The sequence below is a fragment of the Halobacteriovorax sp. RT-2-3 genome, from assembly GCF_047085075.1.
GTDB lineage: Bacteria > Bdellovibrionota > Bacteriovoracia > Bacteriovoracales > Bacteriovoracaceae > Halobacteriovorax_A.
On record NZ_JBKIYF010000001.1, the window covers coordinates 620,726 to 640,265 of the forward strand.

Consider the following 19,540-nt stretch of genomic DNA (forward strand, 5'->3'; position numbering starts at 1 on the left):
TTCGCCTTTTTTTTATTTTCTTTTGATGTCTTTGATTCCAACAACACCAATTAGGAATACTTTGTTTGAGATGAAATGAAGAGTTTTAGTTCTTCTATTTTCAAAATTAAAGAGCCAATCTTCACCAACTCTTTCTACAGATGCAGAATACTTTTTACGACTATCATTTACTCCACTATAAAGAGTATCGATTTCGATATCACCACCATCAGAAGGGTTTAAGTTACTAACAGTGATCTTAACAACATCGCGATCGCTTCTTCTTACAAGAACAACACCTTTCATCACTTGTTCGAGAGAATATGTTTCATTTCCAATGATTTTTCCCTTATCAGAGAATTCTTTTTTATAGACTGATGTCACCTCTCCCATTTCTTCATCAACGTTAACACCTAGATGATAGAAGCTCTGATCCTCGTCATTTGTGATATGAACAAGCTTAACCTGAGCGGCCATTAGTGATGTTGTTGTGACAACTGTTAAAAGAAGTAATTTCATCAATGATTTCATATTCATCTCCCTCTCAAATTGATACGGCATATTGCCATTAATCACTTGTTAATGGGAGAGAAAATTTTACAACTATGTAAGAAAGACAATTCTTCAAACATTAGCCATAACTAATAACACGTATTAGACTAACTTAAGGTGTTAAAAATAATAGGCCCACCAACGTGCTTAAACTCATCATCACGAAGATTTTCAAATTCGTAACCCGTTAAATGGTCGTGTAATATTTTCAGGATATACTCATTAATATTCTCAATTTGATCAAGTCCAAAGGTTTGAGCAAAGCCTGCAACCTTTTGGGTAATGTAATCATTTTGAAAAATACCTGAGCTAAGGTTAGATTTCTTAGAAAATTCTCTAAACTCTTCAATTGAAACACCCATTTTGCGAGAGTCATCTTTGTCAAACTTATCAAGACTGTAGTTAATAAGAGTTGAGAGGATGATGGCCTCAAAATCAATTGAGTTAATATCGTAGTTTAAATAGAAGTTATCAGAAAGCATGCCATCGTCTTTAAGAGATAAATAAGTCTCTTTAAGTGTTTTAATAAAAGGCATCAACTCAATTAGAAGCTTACACTTGCTTTGTAACTTTCTCCAGACTTCAACATTGTTAACAACAACAATCTTATTGTCATTGTCACGATACTTCACAAGATCACTAAAGAAATCATCTAGAAATAAATCAAAAGAAGCACCTAAAAAATTCTCTTCAGTATCTTCAAAGAGATGATTTCTTAGCGCCTTTTTCACATCCTTTTGCAGAATGCGAATGAGCGAATTTCCAATCTTATAAATATCAGTAAAATCAAAGTACTCAAAAATACTTTCATCAGCAAAGTTTCGGATATCTTTAATATAAGACATTCCAAGAAGGATTAATTCTCGGTTCTGATTCCCAATACGAGTCATAGCAACAGGGCCATCTTTTAAAACCCCATAGTACTCCATACTTGCATTAAGCATGCGAATAAAGTTGAAATGTAGGTAGCTAAAGCGCTTCTCATCTTGAACCTTATTCAGCTCCTCGTGAATACTTGCAGCATTCTTTTCAAAGGCAATAATCGAATTTTGGTGAAGTGTTTGAAGTTTACCTTTTGTCGAAATATTACCAGTTAGAGGCTGTTTTTTGTTAATGAATAAATCAATATGGCCAACAGAAGGAAATGGGTTAACCACTTGTAGGGCCTCGAAATAATCAACGAAGCCAAAGTCTCTTAGCCTTTCTTTCTTATCTTGATACTGATTCTCATTGTAGATCATATAGTCTTCAGAAATCATTTTAAAAAGATGCTGGTAAGCAGCTTCAACACCAACTTCAGTATAAAGGTCTTTGATAAGTTGGCGTACTTCATCGACAACTTCATTATCTTCATCAAATTCGAATAAAAGAAGATTATCTTCAGTTAGAAAGTAGTTGTCGTGATCATCTGGATAGAGAGGATCTTCAACATCGAAAGTCCAAACATTGAAGCGTCCCTTAAGAAATAAAATGAACTGATCTGATTTTACAAATTCATAACGAATTTCTTCATCAGGACACTTAGCAACTGTACTTACCCATGATGTGAATTCATTGATATCAAGTTCATCTTTTGTCCAAAGGTCAATATCATAGAAAGTTTCTCTTTGCTCTTTAGACAGAAGCTTAAGAGCGTGAGATTTGACTTCAACAGGCAGGGCCTTAATTGAGACATAAAGTGGCTGAACAGGTAGCTTTTCAAGGCTTTCTCCTTTAGAGATGTAGCTATTAACTAACTCCATCGAAGTATAGGCCTTAGACTCTTTAAGAATTAAAGAAATAACGTCAGTAGTCGCTAAATTATTACTCTTATTGTCTTTCTTATTGTCGCTCATTTTGTCCACCAATATTGTCAAATAAGCCTTTAATTTAAGCTATTTAACTTAAGTTGTTAACCTAAATCTAAAGTTTGTACTGCGATACAGTAAATTACTAAAAATATTAAGAAGAAAAACACCTTCTAACACGAAAACATGATATTCGTCATATTATTTCCCCTATAACTTATTTAATTTAGATATATGAAGTGATAAGATTGGTTTAACCAAGAAAAGGTATAAATTATGGAAAAGAAACAGTGTGTAGATTGCCCATCAAGAGAGTTAGGGATTTTCTGTGGGTTATCAAATGAAGAAGCCGCTAAAGTATCACTTACTGCATCTTCATTAAGGTTTAAACGTGGTGAAAAGCTGTTTTCGCAAGGAAACCGCCCAGCAGGTATCTACTGTGTACAATCAGGAAATATCAAGCTGACAAAAACAGGCTCCGATGGAAAAGAGACAATTGTGAGAATTGCTCAACATGGAGATGTTATTGGCCACAGATCACTATTTACTGCTCAAGACTTCAATGGAACAGCAACGGCCATTGATAATGTTTCCGTATGTTTTATTGATAAACCAAGTTTATTAAAACTAATCAATGATAAACCAGCAATTGCGCTAGAACTTATTAATAAGTTAAGCCGCGACATGGGAATTGCAGAAGAGCGCTCAAGTGCTTTCCATCAAAAAAATGTTCGCGAGAGAATAGCTCAACTTCTACTCGATCTTGCTAAGACTCATGGTAACGTGCTTATCAATGGTGAAATTCAAATCGAGCTAAAGCTTACAAGAGAAGAGATGGCCACAATGATTGGAACGGCCAATGAAACTCTAATTCGTATTATTTCTGAATACAGAAAAGACGGTCTTATTGATCAAAATGGTAAGTTAATCATTATCAAGGATGCCGCTGAATTAGAGAAGAGAGCTGAAGGCGTTTATTAAAGTTTTACTATTTTAAGTTTATAAAAAAAAGATAACTAACAAGAATGTAGAGATGGATATCCAAAGTATCACAAGCAAGAGACAGGCTTGCGAGGCACAAGTGTGCCTTCACTGCTCTGAAGAAATTGCCCCTGGTGAGCTCATCACTAATGAAAGAGATGGCAAATTAGAAAAGTTTTGTTGCTATGGGTGCATGAGTGTCCACTCTCTTCTTCTTAGTAATAACCTTGAAGATTTCTATCGCTATCAAAATGAGCAAGGCTCTCAGGCCAATAGCCTAAAAGAGCGCCCTACGACATCTGCCAATAAATTTGAATACATGGATAGCGAAGCTTTTATTCGCGAATACATTACAATTGAAGGAGATAAGCTTAAAGTTCACTTTCTACTTGAAGGTGTCCACTGCTTTGCTTGTATCTGGTTAATTGAAAGAATCTCAAAACTTGAAAACTCAGTTATTGAGGCCCAGGTTAATATTGGAAATAATTTAGGTAGTTTCACAATTGATACAAAAAGACCGTATTCAATTGCAAAGCTTGCTGCAACTCTTGCGCAACTTGGCTACACTCCTCACCCGTTTAATATTGAAAAAGATCAAGAAAAGAAATTAAGTGATCGTCGCGATATTCTTCAAATTGGAGTTGCAGCTTCGGCCATGAGTAATATCATGATCTACGCTGTTTCAAATTACGCCGGGGCAACTGGAGATTACGTAAAATTATTCGATGGAATAAGCTTTGCATTTTGTCTTCCAGTGATTCTTTATAGTGCTAGGCCAATCTTAGTTAATAGTGTCAGTGCTATTAGACTTAGAAGTACTAATGTCGATATTCCACTAGCAATGGCAATTGTCTTTGGCTTCATACTGTCGGCAATTAATTTCTTTAGAGAATCTGGACCTGTATACTTTGATTCAATCACAACACTTATATTTCTGATTTTACTGTCACGCTACTTTGTAAAGATGTTGACTCAAAAATCAATGTCGACAAAAGGCATCTCCTCTCTATTTCTAAACACTGGAGTTAAGAAGATTGTTGGCGATACAATTAAACATGTCTTCTCTAATGAAGTTGAGGTTGGTGATCAAATTCTTTTTGAAGAAGACGAAAGAATTATCTACGACGGAAAGCTTGCAAGTGAAAAAGCACTAATTCTAAACTCAATTAATACAGGAGAGAGCCGCCCACTTGTTGTTAATAAGGGAGACTTCATAGCAGCAGGTGCTGTAAGTTTGAGCAATGACCTCAAACTTGAAATTAGTGCAATTGGAACGCAAACAAAACTAGGTAAGAACCTATCAGCAATTGAGAATAATACAATCGTAAAAAACCCTGCCAATGTATGGGCACAAAAAATTTCACGCTACTTCACAATTGGAATTATCGTTCTAAGTATCGTGGCACTTATTCAAGGTCTTTATACTGGAGACGTTTCAAAATCATTTGAAGTCATCCTAGCAATTTTAATAGTTGGATGTCCCTGTGCCTTTGCTATGGCCACACCAATTGTTGTTGCGACTAGAATTAATAAGCTTAAGTCGTATGGTATCTATGTTAAAAACGAGCTAAGCCTAGAAGAGTTAAATAATGCAAAGAATATTATCTTTGATAAGACTGGTACTCTTACAAAAGGAAAGTTTGCAGTAAGTAGTTTTACAAATCAATCTGATCTAAGTGATGAAGAAATCCTTGCTTTAACATTTACTCTTGAAAGAGCGGCCCAACACCCTATTGCTTTTGCACTAAAGAAATATTCAAAACAAAAACTATCAAATACTGATCTCTCTAAGTACGAAGATATAGTTGCTGAGGTGATTACAGGAAAAGGTGTTAAGGCACAAATCGAAGACACAACTTACTTTATTGGCAAGGGCATACTTGATGCAGAGATTGCCCTTTTTGCTGATGAAGTGATTATTGCCACTTTTAAAATTGAAGACAGCATCAGACCTGAATCAAAAGAGCTTGTGAACTTCTTGCAACAAAGAAATATTGATATTCACCTATCAACTGGTGATGCTTCAGAGATGGCAAAAAAGATAGCGAGAGAAGCTGGCATCAATGAGGCAAGTCTTTATATTGAACAAAGCCCGGAACAGAAGCTAGAGCTTGCTAACAGACTCGAAAATGTTGTCTTTGTGGGTGATGGTGACAACGATGCTCTTGCCATGATTAAGTCTAATGTATCAATTGCAATTGGTGCACAAGCAGACATTGCCCTTAGAAGCTGTGACATTTATATGCCACAAGAAGACTTAAACCTCATAAAGGTCTTATTTAAAGTTGCACGTAATGTGAAAGGTACTTTACGCCGTAATATTATGTTTGCAGTTACTTATAATATCGCAGGAATAACATTGGCGCTAATGCATATCATTACTCCACTGCATGCGGCGATTTTAATGCCAATCAGTTCATTAACAGTTCTTCTTTCAAGTACACTTCCGTTAATTGGATTTGATAAGAGAATGTTAAAAAATAAAGGAAAAAGCTGATGGAAGTCATTATCGTTCTACTACCGATTGCAATATTCTTAGCAGTAGGATTTCTGTTGTTTTTTATTTGGGCGACTAAAACGGGTCAATATGATGACTTAGATACGCCTTCTATTAGAGTTTTATTTGAAGAAGAGAAAAATAATATTGTTCACAACCAAAAAAAGGAAGAATGATTATGAGCATGAGTACAAATGCCAATCTAGAAGAGTTCTCGTATAACGATAAGATATCGAAAGCTTTTCTTATGGCGACAGTTTTCTGGGGGGCGATTGCACTATTTATGGGTGTCTTTATTGCTTTCCAATTGGCCTATTGGAAACTTAACCTAGGTATAGAATGGACAACTTTTGGCCGTCTAAGACCACTTCACACAAATGCTGCGATTTTTGCATTTGTTGGAAACGGGATGTTTCTGGGAGTTTACTATTCAACTCAAAGATTATGTAAGGCAAGAATCTTTTCAGATTTCTTATCTTGGGTACACTTTTGGGGATGGCAGCTGATTATTGTTTCAGCAGCTTTAACTCTACCTCTAGGGATTACAACAGGGAAAGAGTATGCCGAGCTAGAATGGCCAATTGATATTGCCATTGCAGTTATTTGGGTAGTCTTTGCTGTTAACTTCATTGGTACGCTAGTTAAAAGACGTGAACGTCATATGTATGTGGCCCTTTGGTTCTACATAGCAACAATTGTAACAATTGCTGTTCTTCACATCTTCAACTCTCTTTCTGTTCCAGTAAGTTTTTTAAAGTCTTATCCAATTTATGCTGGTGTACAAGATGCGATTGTTCAATGGTGGTATGGGCACAACGCTGTTGCCTTCTTCCTAACAACTCCGTTCTTAGGGATCATTTACTACTTCTTACCAAAAACTGCTAATCGTCCAATCTATTCATATAGACTTTCGATTATTCACTACTGGTCTCTAGTATTTATTTATATTTGGGCAGGTCCTCACCACCTTCTTTACTCATCTGTTCCAGATTGGGTTCAAACACTTGGTATGACTTTCTCAATTATCCTATGGATGCCTTCATGGGGTGGGATGATCAACTTCCTTCTAACACTAAGAGGTGTTTGGGATAGAGTTAGAACTGAGCCAATCTTAAAGTATTTTGCTACGGCCGTTACTTTCTACGGTATGGCAACTTTTGAAGGTCCACTACTTTCAATTAAATCGGTTAACTACATCGGTCACTTCACTGACTGGGTTGTTGGTCACGTGCACGCTGGTACAATTGGTTGGAACTACATGCTAATTGTTGGTGTTCTATACTACTGTGTTGAAAAACTATGGAAGACAGAATTATATTCTAAGAAAATTGCTAACGCTCAATTTTGGTTAGCAACAATTGGTCTTCTACTTTATATGATGTCAATGTGGGTAGCTGGTATTACTCAAGGATTAATGTGGCGTGCAGTTGATGCTACAGGGAAACTTGTTTACCCTAACTTCATTGAAACTGTAATCAAAGTTATTCCAATGTACTGGGTACGTGCATTTGGTGGTGTATTCGTTCTACTAGGTTTCTTCTTAATGATCTTCAACCTATGGATGACTTATAAGAAATCAAAGTATGTAAACAAAGACAAAGAAGAATCAGAAGAAGTATTTAAAGCGGCACCTATTTCAGCTCACCCTGAAGATGCAAATGCTGAAACTCACAGAAAGCTTGAAGGGCTTCCTGTTACTTTTACTGTTCTAACTTTAGTTGCAATCCTTGTTGGTGGAGCAATTGAAATTATTCCTTCAATGCTTTCAAACAAATTTGTCGAAGTAGACCCTAGAGTAAAACCATACACTCCACTAGAGCTTCTTGGTCGAGATATCTTTGTTAAAGAAGGATGTTACGTTTGTCACTCTCAACAAATTCGTCCAACTGTTTCTGAAAAGCTACGTTATGGAAATCCTTCAACTGCAGCAGAATCTGTATACGATAGACCATTCCAATGGGGATCACGTCGTATCGGTCCAGATCTTGCACGTGTAGGTGGAAAATATAATGATATGTGGCACTACCGTCACATGATTAATCCACGTGAAGTGACAGCAGGCTCAATCATGCCTAACTACGACTGGCTAACTAAGAAGAAAGTTAACTTCAAAATGCTTCCAAAGAAAATGGATGTTATGGTTGCACTAGGAACTCCATATAGTGAAGACGAAGTTTCGAATGCTATTGATCTTGCAATGGAGCAAGCAACTCAAATCACTAAGGGATTAAATGAGTTTGGTGTACCAATGAAGATGCAAGATAAAGAAATCATCGCACTTATTGCGTATCTACAAAGACTTGGAATTGACACAAAAGAAACTAAGTCAGAGGAATAGAGATGAAATCTGAAGTAATGCAAAATATGCCGTGGGAATGGATGCCAGCAGTGTCGCTATTCATTTTTGCGGCCATCTTCTTAGGGGCCTTCTTCTGGTCAATGAGACCGGGCTCAAAAGAGCTTTATGAAGAAGTTGCCAACAATGCACTTTCTGACGGCGAAGCAGTCGTTAATGAAAACAAAGGAAGCAACAATGACTAACGAAAATAATAAATCGAAACAGGAAAATATCGTACTTGAGGATGAGAAAGATCTTGTTATGGATCATGAGTACGATGGTATTCAAGAGCTCAACCACCCGCTTCCAAGTTGGTGGACTGGGGTTTGGGCCCTATCATTCATTTTCTCGATACCTTACTTTATGTACTACGTACTAATGGATGGACCAACACTGTTGGATACATACAAGGTAGAGATGGCTGAAATGCAAAAGATCATCGATGCAGAAGCAGCAAACACTGCCAACTTCGATATTCAAGCATACGACAGCTACGTGGCCACACCTGCAGCAAAAGAGCTTGGTAACACTGTTTTTATTGAAAACTGTGCTGCCTGCCACTTAGATGATGGTGGTGGGGACATCGGTCCAAACTTAACAGATAAACATTGGATTAATATTACTAAACTTGATCCAGAACAAATCTATAAGTTTGTTGTTCATGGTAATGAAGATAAAGGGATGCCTGCTTGGGGAGATATCTTAAGCAAGGAAGACATCATGGCCGTTACTGACCACGTATTAGCACTGCAAGGAACTACTCCTGCAAAAGCGAAAGAGCCACAAGGTGAGCTACTTAGCGAATAAAATTAGAATTTGAAAGAGAAAGAAATGGCAAAGAAATCACAATTTGAATTACACGAATCAAGACTTGGTACAACTGACGACAGTGGACACAGAGTCTTCCTGTTCCCTGAAGAAGTTAAAGGGATCTGGAAAACCAGGCGTGAGATATTCTATTGGTTTCTTATTTTTGTCTATCTAGTCTTGCCGTGGATATATATTCAAGGAGAACAAATGATTCTCCTTAATATCCCGGCCAGAGAATTTTCATTCTTTACATACAAATTTTATGCCCACAATGCGCCTATTTTAATATTTGTGATACTCGGTTTTCTTTTCTTTATCGGGTTTATCACAAGTATTTTTGGGCGCGTTTGGTGTGGTTGGGCATGTCCACAAACAGTCTTCATTTCATCAATTTTCCTCAAGCTCGAGGCCCTAATTGAAGGAAAGCCAAGAGCGAGAAAGAAACTTGCTGAAGGCCCTTGGACAAAAGAGAAACTTATTAAAAAATCTCTTAAGTGGATTGCTTTTCTTGCAGTCTCACTACATATCTCACATACATTTTTGGGATATTTCGTAGGTACTCATCACCTACTATCAATAAGTTTTCAAAACCCAGCTGAGAACTTCACACTATTTACGATCATGCTTCTCATCACAACAATTGTCCTTCTAGACTTTGGTTGGTTTAGAGAGCAATTTTGTATTATCGCTTGTCCATATGGAAGAATGCAGTCTGTAATTATGGATGAGAACTCACTAGCAATTCTTTACGATGAAAGACGTGGAGAACCAAGACGTCAGCCAGGAATGAAACCTGAAGAGCATGGTGATTGTATCAACTGCTATGCTTGTGTAAAGGCCTGTCCAACAGGAATTGATATCAGACGAGGTGTTCAACTAGAATGTATCGCTTGTACAAACTGTATTGATGCATGTGACGACATCATGTTAAAAACGAATCGCCCGACAGGACTCATTCGTTACGACACTCAAAGTAATATTGAAGGAAAAGGGCGCCATATTTTCTCAATTCGAAATATTAGCTACCTAGTTGTTCTAATTGGTCTACTAATTGGATTTGTTTATAGTGTTTCAATGTCACAAGGAATCACAACAACAGTCCTTAGAGGTCCAGGAACACCATTTACAGTAAGTTCACCAACGACAACAAGAAACCACTTTCATATTGTAATTGAACAAAGTGGTGAGATTGTTGAAAGAAATATTGAAATTGCAGTTGAAGGGATTAAAGAAGGCTCTTACGAAATGAAGATGCCGAGAAATCCATTCATCTTCAAATCAAACCACGAAAGAAAAATTGTCTTCATTGTTTTTAATAATGATGTACTAACTAACGGAAGCTTAAAGTTTAATTTCATTATAAAAGATCTCGACACAAATGAAGAGATCAAAAAAGAGGCGGTTTTAGTTGGACCAACTAAGTAGTCTGCAGGGAATTTCACCTTATGTAATCATAAGCGCAGGTCTGACAATGGGACTTGTTGCAAATTTCCACTGTGTGGGAATGTGTGGTGGAATTACCATGGCCGTCTCTAAGTCCTTTAGTCAAAATATGTCCTACCAAGTAGGCAGACTATTGGGCTACATGGCCACAGCACTGGTTATTCCGGTGCTTGGCTTTACAATCCTTGATATAAAATCAAATCCATACCTCATGCTCTTTTCAGGGCTAAGTATTGGATTGATCTTAATCTGGATGGGACTTAAAAGACTTTTTAAATTTTCAAATTTCAAATTAGCTCAAATAGCCTCTCAAAAATTACACAATCTAAATGCAAGGCTTTGGCCAAAGATATCAAAGAAAGTAGGAAATAAACCTCACCTCTTTAATTTTTCAATTGGAGGTATTAGTGTTCTACTTCCATGTGGGCTATTATGGGCGATGTTAGCACTTGCAATAAGTGCGGCCTCTCCAACACTTGCGGCACTCTTTGTGTTCTTCTTTTGGCTAGGAACACTACCAGGACTTCTCCTTGGGCCAAGTGCGATTAGGAAAATAAAATTTCCAACTCGTATTCAAGCTGGAGTCCCTTACTTATTTTTAATTATTGGAACTGCCACAATTGTCTATCGTGTGTATATGATGTGGAGTCCAGCGGCAGGAGCGCCAACATGTCACTAAAAAAAATGATAACAAAATTCTTTCAAGACCCAGAATACTATGCATTTAACTTTCTGATCTTTACAGTCATCATCTTATTTCCATGTCTACTAGTTGCTTTAACTATTAAATACTGGTCTTAGTATACGTATCCAATACATATATTTATGGAATGACTGTATAGTCAATGCTACCGACTCCACCATTACGACTAGCATCGGCACCAAGACCACCTGATGCGTCAGCTAAACCGAGCCAATTATTCGTTCCACAATTTACATGGATGCGACCACCACCGCCACCTGAACCGCGGAAGCCAGTCGTATTTGATCCACCAATTGTTGATATATTTCCACTACCATCACAAGTAAGGCCCTTTACATAAACCGAACCACCAGCACCAGAGCCACCTGTTGCACCAGAGAGATTTCCGTTAACACCATTTGAATCGACTGCAGCAGAGATATTTACATTAGCATCTGAAACTAACCAGATGACACCACCACCAGCACCACCACTGTAATCTCCCGAGTCATCACTTCCACCACCAGAGCCCGGAGTATTTGGCTCAGTTGCACTACCATATGTAATTCCACTATTGGTACAATAACCATCACCACCGGCACCAGCGTGTCCTCCCGCTCCGGCCGGATTATTTCCACTAGAACAGGCAAGTCCACCTGCCACTCCATATCCATTATGACCAATTCGGCCAGGAAGCTCCCCTTTACCAAGAGAAGAAATAGAAGCATTCACATTAATATCACCAACAGCGTAGACATCAGGAAGACCAGCTTCAACAGCTCCATCAAAAGTGACAACACCACCTGAATGGATTTGAGTAATATCCTTACTTGCAGAAATTAAACTAGAAGTTGCTGTTGAGAAATTCCCACTAATATCAAAACCTACATCAGTATTATTTCCATAAACTCTAAGAGTCATCGCTGTATCAAGAATAAAGTTTCCGGCACCAGTAAAGCTTTGTACACCACCTAGAGTTAGGTCGTTACTAACGGTACAAGTTGAGGCAAAGTCACCTGTTGTACAAATTGAGTCCTGATCCATTAATGATACATAGAATGAACCTTCATCAATTCCACGATCATTATTTTTCATATCAATTGTTCCACCATATTGATAGACACCACTAATGTCTGTCATCGTAATAGCAATTCGACCCGCGCCACCATGTCCACTTGAAGATCCACTTGCAGAACCACCTTGAGCGGCCATTGATCCATTTCCAGTAATTGAACCAGTATTGATCCAAATTGAACCACCAGAACCACCTGAACCATAGTTTCCTGATATATAAGTACCATTTCCACCATTAGATAAAATAGCGCCCGTAAAATTTGTTAAGTTTGAAATAGAAAACTTAACGGCACCACCACCGTCACCACCGGCAGCATGAGCATGACGTCCACCACCAGAACCGAAATCAGTTGGTGCAGTTTCATCTCCATAAAGATTACCCCAAGTGTTGGCACTATAACCTTGGCCACCAATACTTCCGTAACTAGCAGCACCGCCATGATTATTTCCACCACTAGAGTCTTTACCTCCACCAGGTCCAGATGTACTCGTATAACCTCTTTGTGAAACATCAACTGTTCCTGCAAGATCGAGATTTGTTGCAATAAAATCTGCAAGGTTAACCTTCATCGTGGCACCGGCTTCAATCGTTGCATTTCCAGAAATATCAAAAGTGTACTTGTCACGATTTTGAGATTGAATCGTTGCACCAGATTTTACAAGCAGATCTCCAGTAACGTTAATATTTGTAGCGCTATCATAGAGATAAATATCATTATTTATAGTTAAGTTACCTGCAAAGAGATCACTCGGTAGCCACTTGGCATTGTTAATTTCACAAGTCGTTCCACTTGTTCCAACATCACAGAATTGGTCTAATGTTGTATAAGCTAAATATAAAGTTCCAAAATCACCTGGATGAGTTGAAGTACCAGGCCCATAGTTGAATATTCCAGAAAATGTATTACTTGAAGTAGTGATATCAACTGATAAGCGACCACCTGATCCTGAACCAGCACCACGTCCACCAGAGTTACCACCTTTGGCCTGAATATCTCCTGTACCAGTAAAGCTTGTGTTAGCAGTAATCCAAACGGAACCACCCGCACCACCACCACCAGCGTAAATACTTGCACCTGCACCAGCATTTCCGTCGGCCTTAATCTCACCATCGACATTAACAGTATCAGCAATAATTTTGATGGCACCACCACCATTACCACCTCGGTAATTTCCAGATGAACCACCACCTGAACCAAAAGTGATTGGAGCAGTTAAGCTACCATATGGACTATTACCACCAGCAGTTGATGTTGCGTTTTCACCATTACCACCATTTCCACCGTGCGCCCCGCCCCCAGCTTCATCATTACTATTTGTGAGTCCAGGCGATGGCCCAAAACCTTCTTCAAGGCGATTTCTAGAACCATAGTAACCGAGTCCAACAGCACTTATTAGGCCACCAGATTGAAGATCAAAAGCAGATGTTTCAAGAAGAGATAGGTTCGCATTAATTGATGATCCATTCGCAATTGTTATGGCCGTGTCGGCCGCAATTGAAATCGATCGAAGATATTCTGTATAAGAAATACTTGAGCCAGCTTGAAGGCTTAGACTTCCAGTTAAATCGATTGAGAAATTTCCATTATGGCCTTGAATTGCAAGCCCTGCACTTGGAGATAGAATAAGATTCGCACCAATAAGAGAAATATTATTTCCTAATGGCTTAGTTGCAGCAATTGTACAAGTAGTTGCAAAATTACCACTATCACAAATAGCATCATTAGTTGAAAGTCCTAAGTGAAATGTTCCAGGGCCTCCGTGCTTACTACTAGAGCCACCATTAGTATTAACAACACCTGTTAGGTTATAGTTGCTACCTGCAAGTTCAATTGAAAGCCTTCCACCAGAACCACTACCACTTCCGTAGTAATACAATTTACCTTCACCACCAGAAACAAGAATATTTCCACTACCAATAATTGAATTGGCCGCTTGAATCCAAACAGAACCTCCGGCACCACCACCTGAAGCATAAATAGAAGTAGTTGCTCCGTCATTTCCTTGTGCCAGGATATTACCATTTAGAATAATATCGTTGGCCACAATCTTAATGGCCCCACCACCATTACCACCAGAAATATTCTTAGAAGCTCCACCACCTGAACCATAGTCAACAGGATTAGTTTCACTACCATATGGAGATTGTCCACCTAGCGTTGCTGCTCCTTCTCCGTTTCCACCAACAGAGGCGTGAGCACCACCACCAGCTTCATCTGTATTATTTGAAAGTCCAGGAGAGATCCCAAATCCTTCTTGATAACCAAGACCGGCACCACGATAACCAAGCCCTTTTGCATTGAGGCTTGATCCTGCTTGAAGTTCAAGTGTTTGGGCCTCAAGATTTGTGAGATTAGCTAGAACCATTGCATTTGCTTCTAATGTCACATTTCCATCTGCAAGCAGTTCAATACCACGAGCATTGGCAATATATGTAATACGAGAATTTGGCTTAAGAGTTAAGTTACCAGTTAGATCAACTGCGATACCAGGGTTAAGGCCATCAACAGAAAGCGAGACACTATCTGCGATCTCTAAGTTATTTGCAGTAATCGTATAGTTTGCACCAATCGTCTTATTTTCATTTATATAACAAGTTGAAACCAGATCACCACTATCACAAATTGAAGAAGGATTTCCTAGAGCTAAATAAAATGTTCCATCTCCGGCCCTTTTCTTTCCAATACCACCTGACGTAAAAACATTTCCAGAGAAGTCATAAGAAGAACCATTATACTCAATGGCAATTCGGCCACCAGAACCACTTCCTGCACCAAAGCTATAAACCTTACCAGCACCACCAGCAGCAGTAATCATCCCCGATCCAGTAAAAGAATTGCTTACTTGAAGCCAGATTGAACCACCAGCTCCACCACCTGCCGCATAGATTGAGCCAGAAGCACCGTCTGTACCATTGGCCGTTAATGAGCCATTAACCGTTAGATTATCTGTAATAATTTTAATGGCACCACCACCATCTCCACCATCGTAACCATTTGATGCCCCAGCACTAGAACCATATTCAATTGGAGCACTAGCTACACCGTAGATAACGCTACCACCAGCTGTTGAAGCATTCTCTCCGTTTTCTCCAACAGAAGCGTGGCCTCCACCACCTGATTCGTCAGTACCATTGCCTAAACCTGCAGATGGCCCCTTCCCATCAGCACCACCATCACGTCCACCAGTGTATCCTCGACCATCTAGATTAATCGCACCACCAGTTTGGATATCAATAGATGTGGCCGTAAGTTCTGTTATATTGGCCGCAAGTGTTGCGCCAGATTCAATCACAAGATTACTTCCAATATTAAGTTCAATACTTGTAGCATCAGGAGTTTGAACAAGAGCACCACTTTGAAGAGTTAAGTTTCCTAAAATCGTATAAGTTACATTGGCCATGAGTGTTTGAGTATCATTGATATAACACGTTGTTAGAACATCACCGCCACCACTACAATTTGGATAAATATTTGGGATATTTACATAGGCCGTTCCCTCTGCAACTCCACGTCCAGCAAGGTGGCTAACATTTGCATTAACAGTTGCCTGATTTGCAATAATTGAAATTCGTCCTCCAGCACCATTGGCAGCGGAGTTGGTATGACCAGAAGTTCCACCAGTTGCCGTTAGTGTTGCAGCTAAAATTAAGTTATCAGCAATTAGCCAAATTGAACCACCTGCACCACCACCTGAGATATCACTATTTTCTTGGCCATTGCCACCATTAGCAGAAATTGTTCCAGAAATTTCTAAAGTATTTGTAACGCTTAACTTAACGGCACCACCACCGCTTCCACCAATACGTGAACCACCAGCACCTCCACCTGAACCATAATCGACAGGAGCACTGATTGAACCATATGCAGGAGCACCGGCCGTCCCTGCGTTACCATTGAAACCATCTGTAGCATGACCACCGCCACCACCATTATCATCTGTTCCAATACCGCCAGCAGGTCCTCCACCATTGCCCATAGCACGACCACCAAAGTAGCCTTTACTATTTACATTAATGGTACCAGTGATCGTTGCATTAGAAATAGTTGAATCTGAAATATTAGCGTTTAGCGTTCCGGCCATATTAAAATTATTAGCAATAATATTACTAATGGCCGTCATTGCATCCATTGATAAAAGCCCACCAGTAGCAATTGTGAAATCTCCGCCAGCATTATTAAAAGTGAAGTCAGAGTCAAGGCCCTTAACACTTACGTTTCCGGTTGTATCAATTGTTAAATTTCCGCTTGTGAGATTTATGTCTCCACCAATAACTTTAGAAGTATTGATAATACATGTTGAAGAAAAATTTCCACTATCACAAAGTTGATCATTGCTTGTAAGACCTAAATAGAAGCTACCATCTGATGCGCGAGTACCGACACTTCCGCCAGAAACACCAATGGTTCCATTAAATGTATAAACACCAGTGTTTTGATAAATTGCTAATCGTCCAGCTGCTCCAGCACCTGTCCCTTGTGCACCATCGATTGCACCAGCAGATCCACCATTAACAGAAACACTACCGCCACCAGTAATTGTATTTTGAGAAATAATCCATAGCGACCCACCAGAGCCACCAGCTCCTTGGTCACAACAAGTTTGAACACCTGCTCCACCTTGAGCAAGTATATTTCCATCAATATTTAAATTTGTTGTTATTATTTTTACGACACCACCACCGGCACCACCTGATTGATCATCACCAGCACCACCGCCAGAACCGAAATCAACAGGTTCAGTTCTTGAACCATAAACAGTTGTCCCACCACTTGAGCGGCCATCTCCACCAGCTCCAGCGTGTCCAGCACCACCTGGATCAGCACTTGTATTTGAATGTCCTAGACCACCTGAAGGCCCACTTCCATTTGCAGCACCACTTGCTCCACCAGCATAACCTTTACTTGAAACATCAATACTTGCACCTGCCTGGATATCAAGAGTAGTTGTACTTAGAAGAGTTAGGTTTGCAGAAATTTTTCCACCAGATTCAATTGTGACATTTCCATCAACTTGCATAATTATTTTTTCAAGAGCATTTGAAGAGATGTCTCCTCCACTTTGAATAACGAGATTTCCTGGAATATAAATAACTGTTGAATCCGCCATTGTTTGTAGATCATTTACATAACAAGTTGTGTTTACATCTCCTCCACCTGAACAAACAAGGCCAGTTCCAGATGAAGCGATTGCTGCTGTTGTGAATGTCTGGGCCTGCTGCCCGATCGTATTATTTGAAGTATCAATATAACAAACCGTTAAACTATATTGAGTCGAAGGATTAAGTGACGATATATTTTGAGTTAAGTTTGTATTACCAAAGTCAATTCCTGCAGAACAATCACTAGGGGCAATTGCTCCCGTCACAAGGTGATACTTATATGTTTGTAGATTTGTTGTATTGATAACAGCGTAGCTTAAAGCAATATCATAACTATTAATTGTATCGAGATTTAGTGAGTGTAAGTAGCTGGAAGTTTTTGAGAAGTTTTTAGATTCAGCACTTGAGGTATTTCCGGCACTATCAGTAACTGTTGCACTTACGGTTACAGCTCCATCTGCTTGAGAGCTAAAATCAAAGGTATCGCTCCAATTGCCTCCTGTACATGCAGTTGTCTTGGTTACGACATTTCCACTTAAAGTCACGCTACCATCTTCTGTACACGTTCCTGATAATGTAGCACTTGGGCCAAAGACTTCACCTGCTGTGTTTGTAATAGTCACACTTGGAATTGAAGTATCATAATTTATTGTCGCACTAATGGGATTATCATTAATATACTCACCAGTTGTAGCGGTCCAAATATAAACAGTTCTTGATCCATCTGCTCCTGCTGAAAAGGTAAAATCAGTAGGCTCAGTCGTCACCCAACTACCGCCACTACAAGTAGAAGTATCCGCTGGCTTTGTAGACTGTGATTCAGATAAACACCACATCGTTGCATAAGTATCATTACCAATGCTAAGGCTTACTGTTAAATCATTTGAGTCACTCGTTGCCATCGTGATTGTAGGATCAGGCATCGAAACATTTTTTGTCAGAGTAATCGTTTCTTGAGCAGAGGAGTTTCCAGCGCTATCAGTATAGACAACATCAAAATCCAGACTGCCATTAGGGATTGCTGATGTATCGACATCAACGCTCCAACTCCCACCAGAACAAGTAGTTGTTGCTGTTATTGCATTTGATAAATGAACTTCACCACCATCTTCACTACAAGTTCCCGCTAAAGTAAAATTCGTTTGATTCGTTTCATCAATAACAGTAGCGGGAGGAGTTGTGATTGCAGTAGATGGTGCTACGGTATCAACTTCAATGGTTCCAATAATAGGATCTTCTGAAACTTCATCACCACTATTTGCTGTCCAAACATACAGGTCGCGACTACCTTCTCCAGGAGAAAATGTATAAGTCGCAGGAGGGGCAGGTGTCCACGCTCCTCCGTTACAAGTTAGTGTATCTGTAGGCTGAGTTGTCTGAGATTCTGAAACACAATACTTTGTAGCGCCACTTGTGTTGGTGATATTAAGCCCAACAGTTAAGTCATTACTAATTTCGGGGCTACTAGAGTCTGAATCCAATAAAGAAACTGTCGGAATTGTGATTGCTCCATCACCAACGATAGAGTACTTAATTTTCGAACAGGAGCTAAAAGCTATTGCTAATAGAAGGAGAAAAACGTGCATCGATATCAAACCTGTTAAATAATTTTACTTACTCAAACAAGTTTATCGACATAAAGTTAATTTTCTTAACAATTTTTAGTATTTAGCAGAATAAACTCAAGAAGCCATTCATAAAGTCCTGTAATATTAAGCTCTTACAAAACTACTCTATTGAGAAGTGAAATTCTTGCCATGGCCTTGATTTGACATGGCGTAATTCCAAACTGCCAACTTCGAAGGCCAGCTAAACTACTTACACTCTCGCATGCGCTGAAGTAGTTCACTATCCTGTTCTTGAATTCGAGGTCTTAAATACTCAACAATTGAAGAGTTTTCTTGAAGGATACGAACTAAGCGACATAGAAAGACATTATCTTCTGGGCTCTCAACAATTGACCAGCCATCAACGACATTATTTGTTTCATAGAAAAATTTAAAAAAGAGTTCTTTGTACTCAAGTTTTACATTCTTTCCGGCCTGAGCAATTAATTGTTCGCCAAGCGCTTTATCATGAACAGAAAATCCCCACGTCAGTCGATCACCACTTCCAAGATCTAGCGTTCCTTCATAAGTTTTAAAGAAGACACCTTTCTTTGTGATTCGCACTAATTTACCCGAGCGAGTCCCATCAGACTTTGGATAATTTAAAATTCCCCAACCTAGAAGACCTGCAATAATTGCGAGAATAAAAAGTGTGAAATAGATTTTCTTCTTCAAATGAACAACCTCGT

Annotated in this window: 13 protein-coding genes; 9 read left to right on the plus strand and 4 right to left on the minus strand. The window is 39.0% G+C overall.

The genetic code is table 11. The features are described 5' to 3' along the window. Positions 1-12: 12 nt before the first annotated feature. Positions 13-510 (minus strand): hypothetical protein, encoded by a 498-nt coding sequence (locus ACMAYX_RS02805; protein WP_103217464.1) that lies wholly within the window; start codon positions 508-510, stop codon positions 13-15. 128 nt (positions 511-638) lie between these two features. Next, entirely contained in the window at positions 639-2,366 is a 1,728-nt protein-coding gene (locus ACMAYX_RS02810) for a DUF6178 family protein (protein WP_412469645.1), read from the minus strand. A 228-nt stretch (positions 2,367-2,594) separates the two neighbouring features. Here ACMAYX_RS02810 and ACMAYX_RS02815 point away from each other — a divergent pair, with 228 nt between their 5' ends. The 9 genes from ACMAYX_RS02815 to ACMAYX_RS02855 are packed head-to-tail and all read left to right on the plus strand — an operon-like array spanning position 2,595 to position 11,188. Then, the gene (locus tag ACMAYX_RS02815; protein WP_412470713.1) at positions 2,595-3,299 is read left to right on the plus strand and encodes a Crp/Fnr family transcriptional regulator; all 705 of its coding nucleotides are present in this window, start codon (positions 2,595-2,597) and stop codon (positions 3,297-3,299) included. 52 nt (positions 3,300-3,351) lie between these two features. Further along, positions 3,352-5,796, plus strand: coding sequence for a heavy metal translocating P-type ATPase (locus ACMAYX_RS02820; protein WP_412462697.1), 2,445 nt, complete (start codon positions 3,352-3,354; stop codon positions 5,794-5,796). After that, positions 5,796-5,972 carry a cbb3-type cytochrome oxidase assembly protein CcoS gene (gene ccoS / locus ACMAYX_RS02825; RefSeq protein ID WP_103217468.1) on the plus strand — a complete coding sequence of 59 codons (177 nt, stop codon included), beginning with the start codon at positions 5,796-5,798 and terminating at the stop codon, positions 5,970-5,972. Before ACMAYX_RS02820 ends, ccoS begins: the two co-directional genes overlap by 1 nt. Before the next feature lie 8 nt (positions 5,973-5,980). After that, on the plus strand, positions 5,981-8,134 hold the full coding sequence (ccoN, locus tag ACMAYX_RS02830) for a cytochrome-c oxidase, cbb3-type subunit I (protein ID WP_103217575.1): 2,154 nt from the start codon (positions 5,981-5,983) through the stop codon (positions 8,132-8,134). 2 nt (positions 8,135-8,136) lie between these two features. Beyond that, positions 8,137-8,337, plus strand: a complete 201-nt coding sequence (locus ACMAYX_RS02835) for a cbb3-type cytochrome c oxidase subunit 3 (protein WP_021267131.1) — start codon at positions 8,137-8,139, stop codon at positions 8,335-8,337. Continuing rightward, a complete protein-coding gene (locus tag ACMAYX_RS02840) occupies positions 8,330-8,941 on the plus strand; it encodes a cbb3-type cytochrome c oxidase N-terminal domain-containing protein (RefSeq protein ID WP_158246832.1) in 612 nt (203 codons plus the stop codon). The genes ACMAYX_RS02835 and ACMAYX_RS02840 overlap by 8 nt, the downstream gene beginning before the upstream one ends. Before the next feature lie 9 nt (positions 8,942-8,950). Beyond that, positions 8,951-10,369: a cytochrome c oxidase accessory protein CcoG gene (gene ccoG, locus ACMAYX_RS02845; RefSeq protein WP_393022114.1), complete on the plus strand. Its 1,419-nt coding sequence runs from the start codon at positions 8,951-8,953 to the stop codon at positions 10,367-10,369. Beyond that, complete coding sequence (locus tag ACMAYX_RS02850; RefSeq protein WP_412471520.1) at positions 10,353-11,066, plus strand: sulfite exporter TauE/SafE family protein; 714 nt, start codon at positions 10,353-10,355, stop codon at positions 11,064-11,066. The genes ccoG and ACMAYX_RS02850 overlap by 17 nt, the downstream gene beginning before the upstream one ends. After that, a complete protein-coding gene (locus ACMAYX_RS02855) occupies positions 11,057-11,188 on the plus strand; it encodes a hypothetical protein (RefSeq protein WP_255407611.1) in 132 nt (43 codons plus the stop codon). Before ACMAYX_RS02850 ends, ACMAYX_RS02855 begins: the two co-directional genes overlap by 10 nt. 22 nt (positions 11,189-11,210) lie before the next feature. On the opposite strand, the gene ACMAYX_RS02860 is transcribed toward ACMAYX_RS02855, so the two are convergent. After that, positions 11,211-18,830 (minus strand): beta strand repeat-containing protein, encoded by a 7,620-nt coding sequence (locus ACMAYX_RS02860; RefSeq protein ID WP_412471521.1) that lies wholly within the window; start codon positions 18,828-18,830, stop codon positions 11,211-11,213. 228 nt (positions 18,831-19,058) lie between these two features. Continuing rightward, positions 19,059-19,526 carry a hypothetical protein gene (locus ACMAYX_RS02865; RefSeq protein ID WP_103217473.1) on the minus strand — a complete coding sequence of 156 codons (468 nt, stop codon included), beginning with the start codon at positions 19,524-19,526 and terminating at the stop codon, positions 19,059-19,061. Between the last annotated feature and the right edge of the window lie 14 nt (positions 19,527-19,540).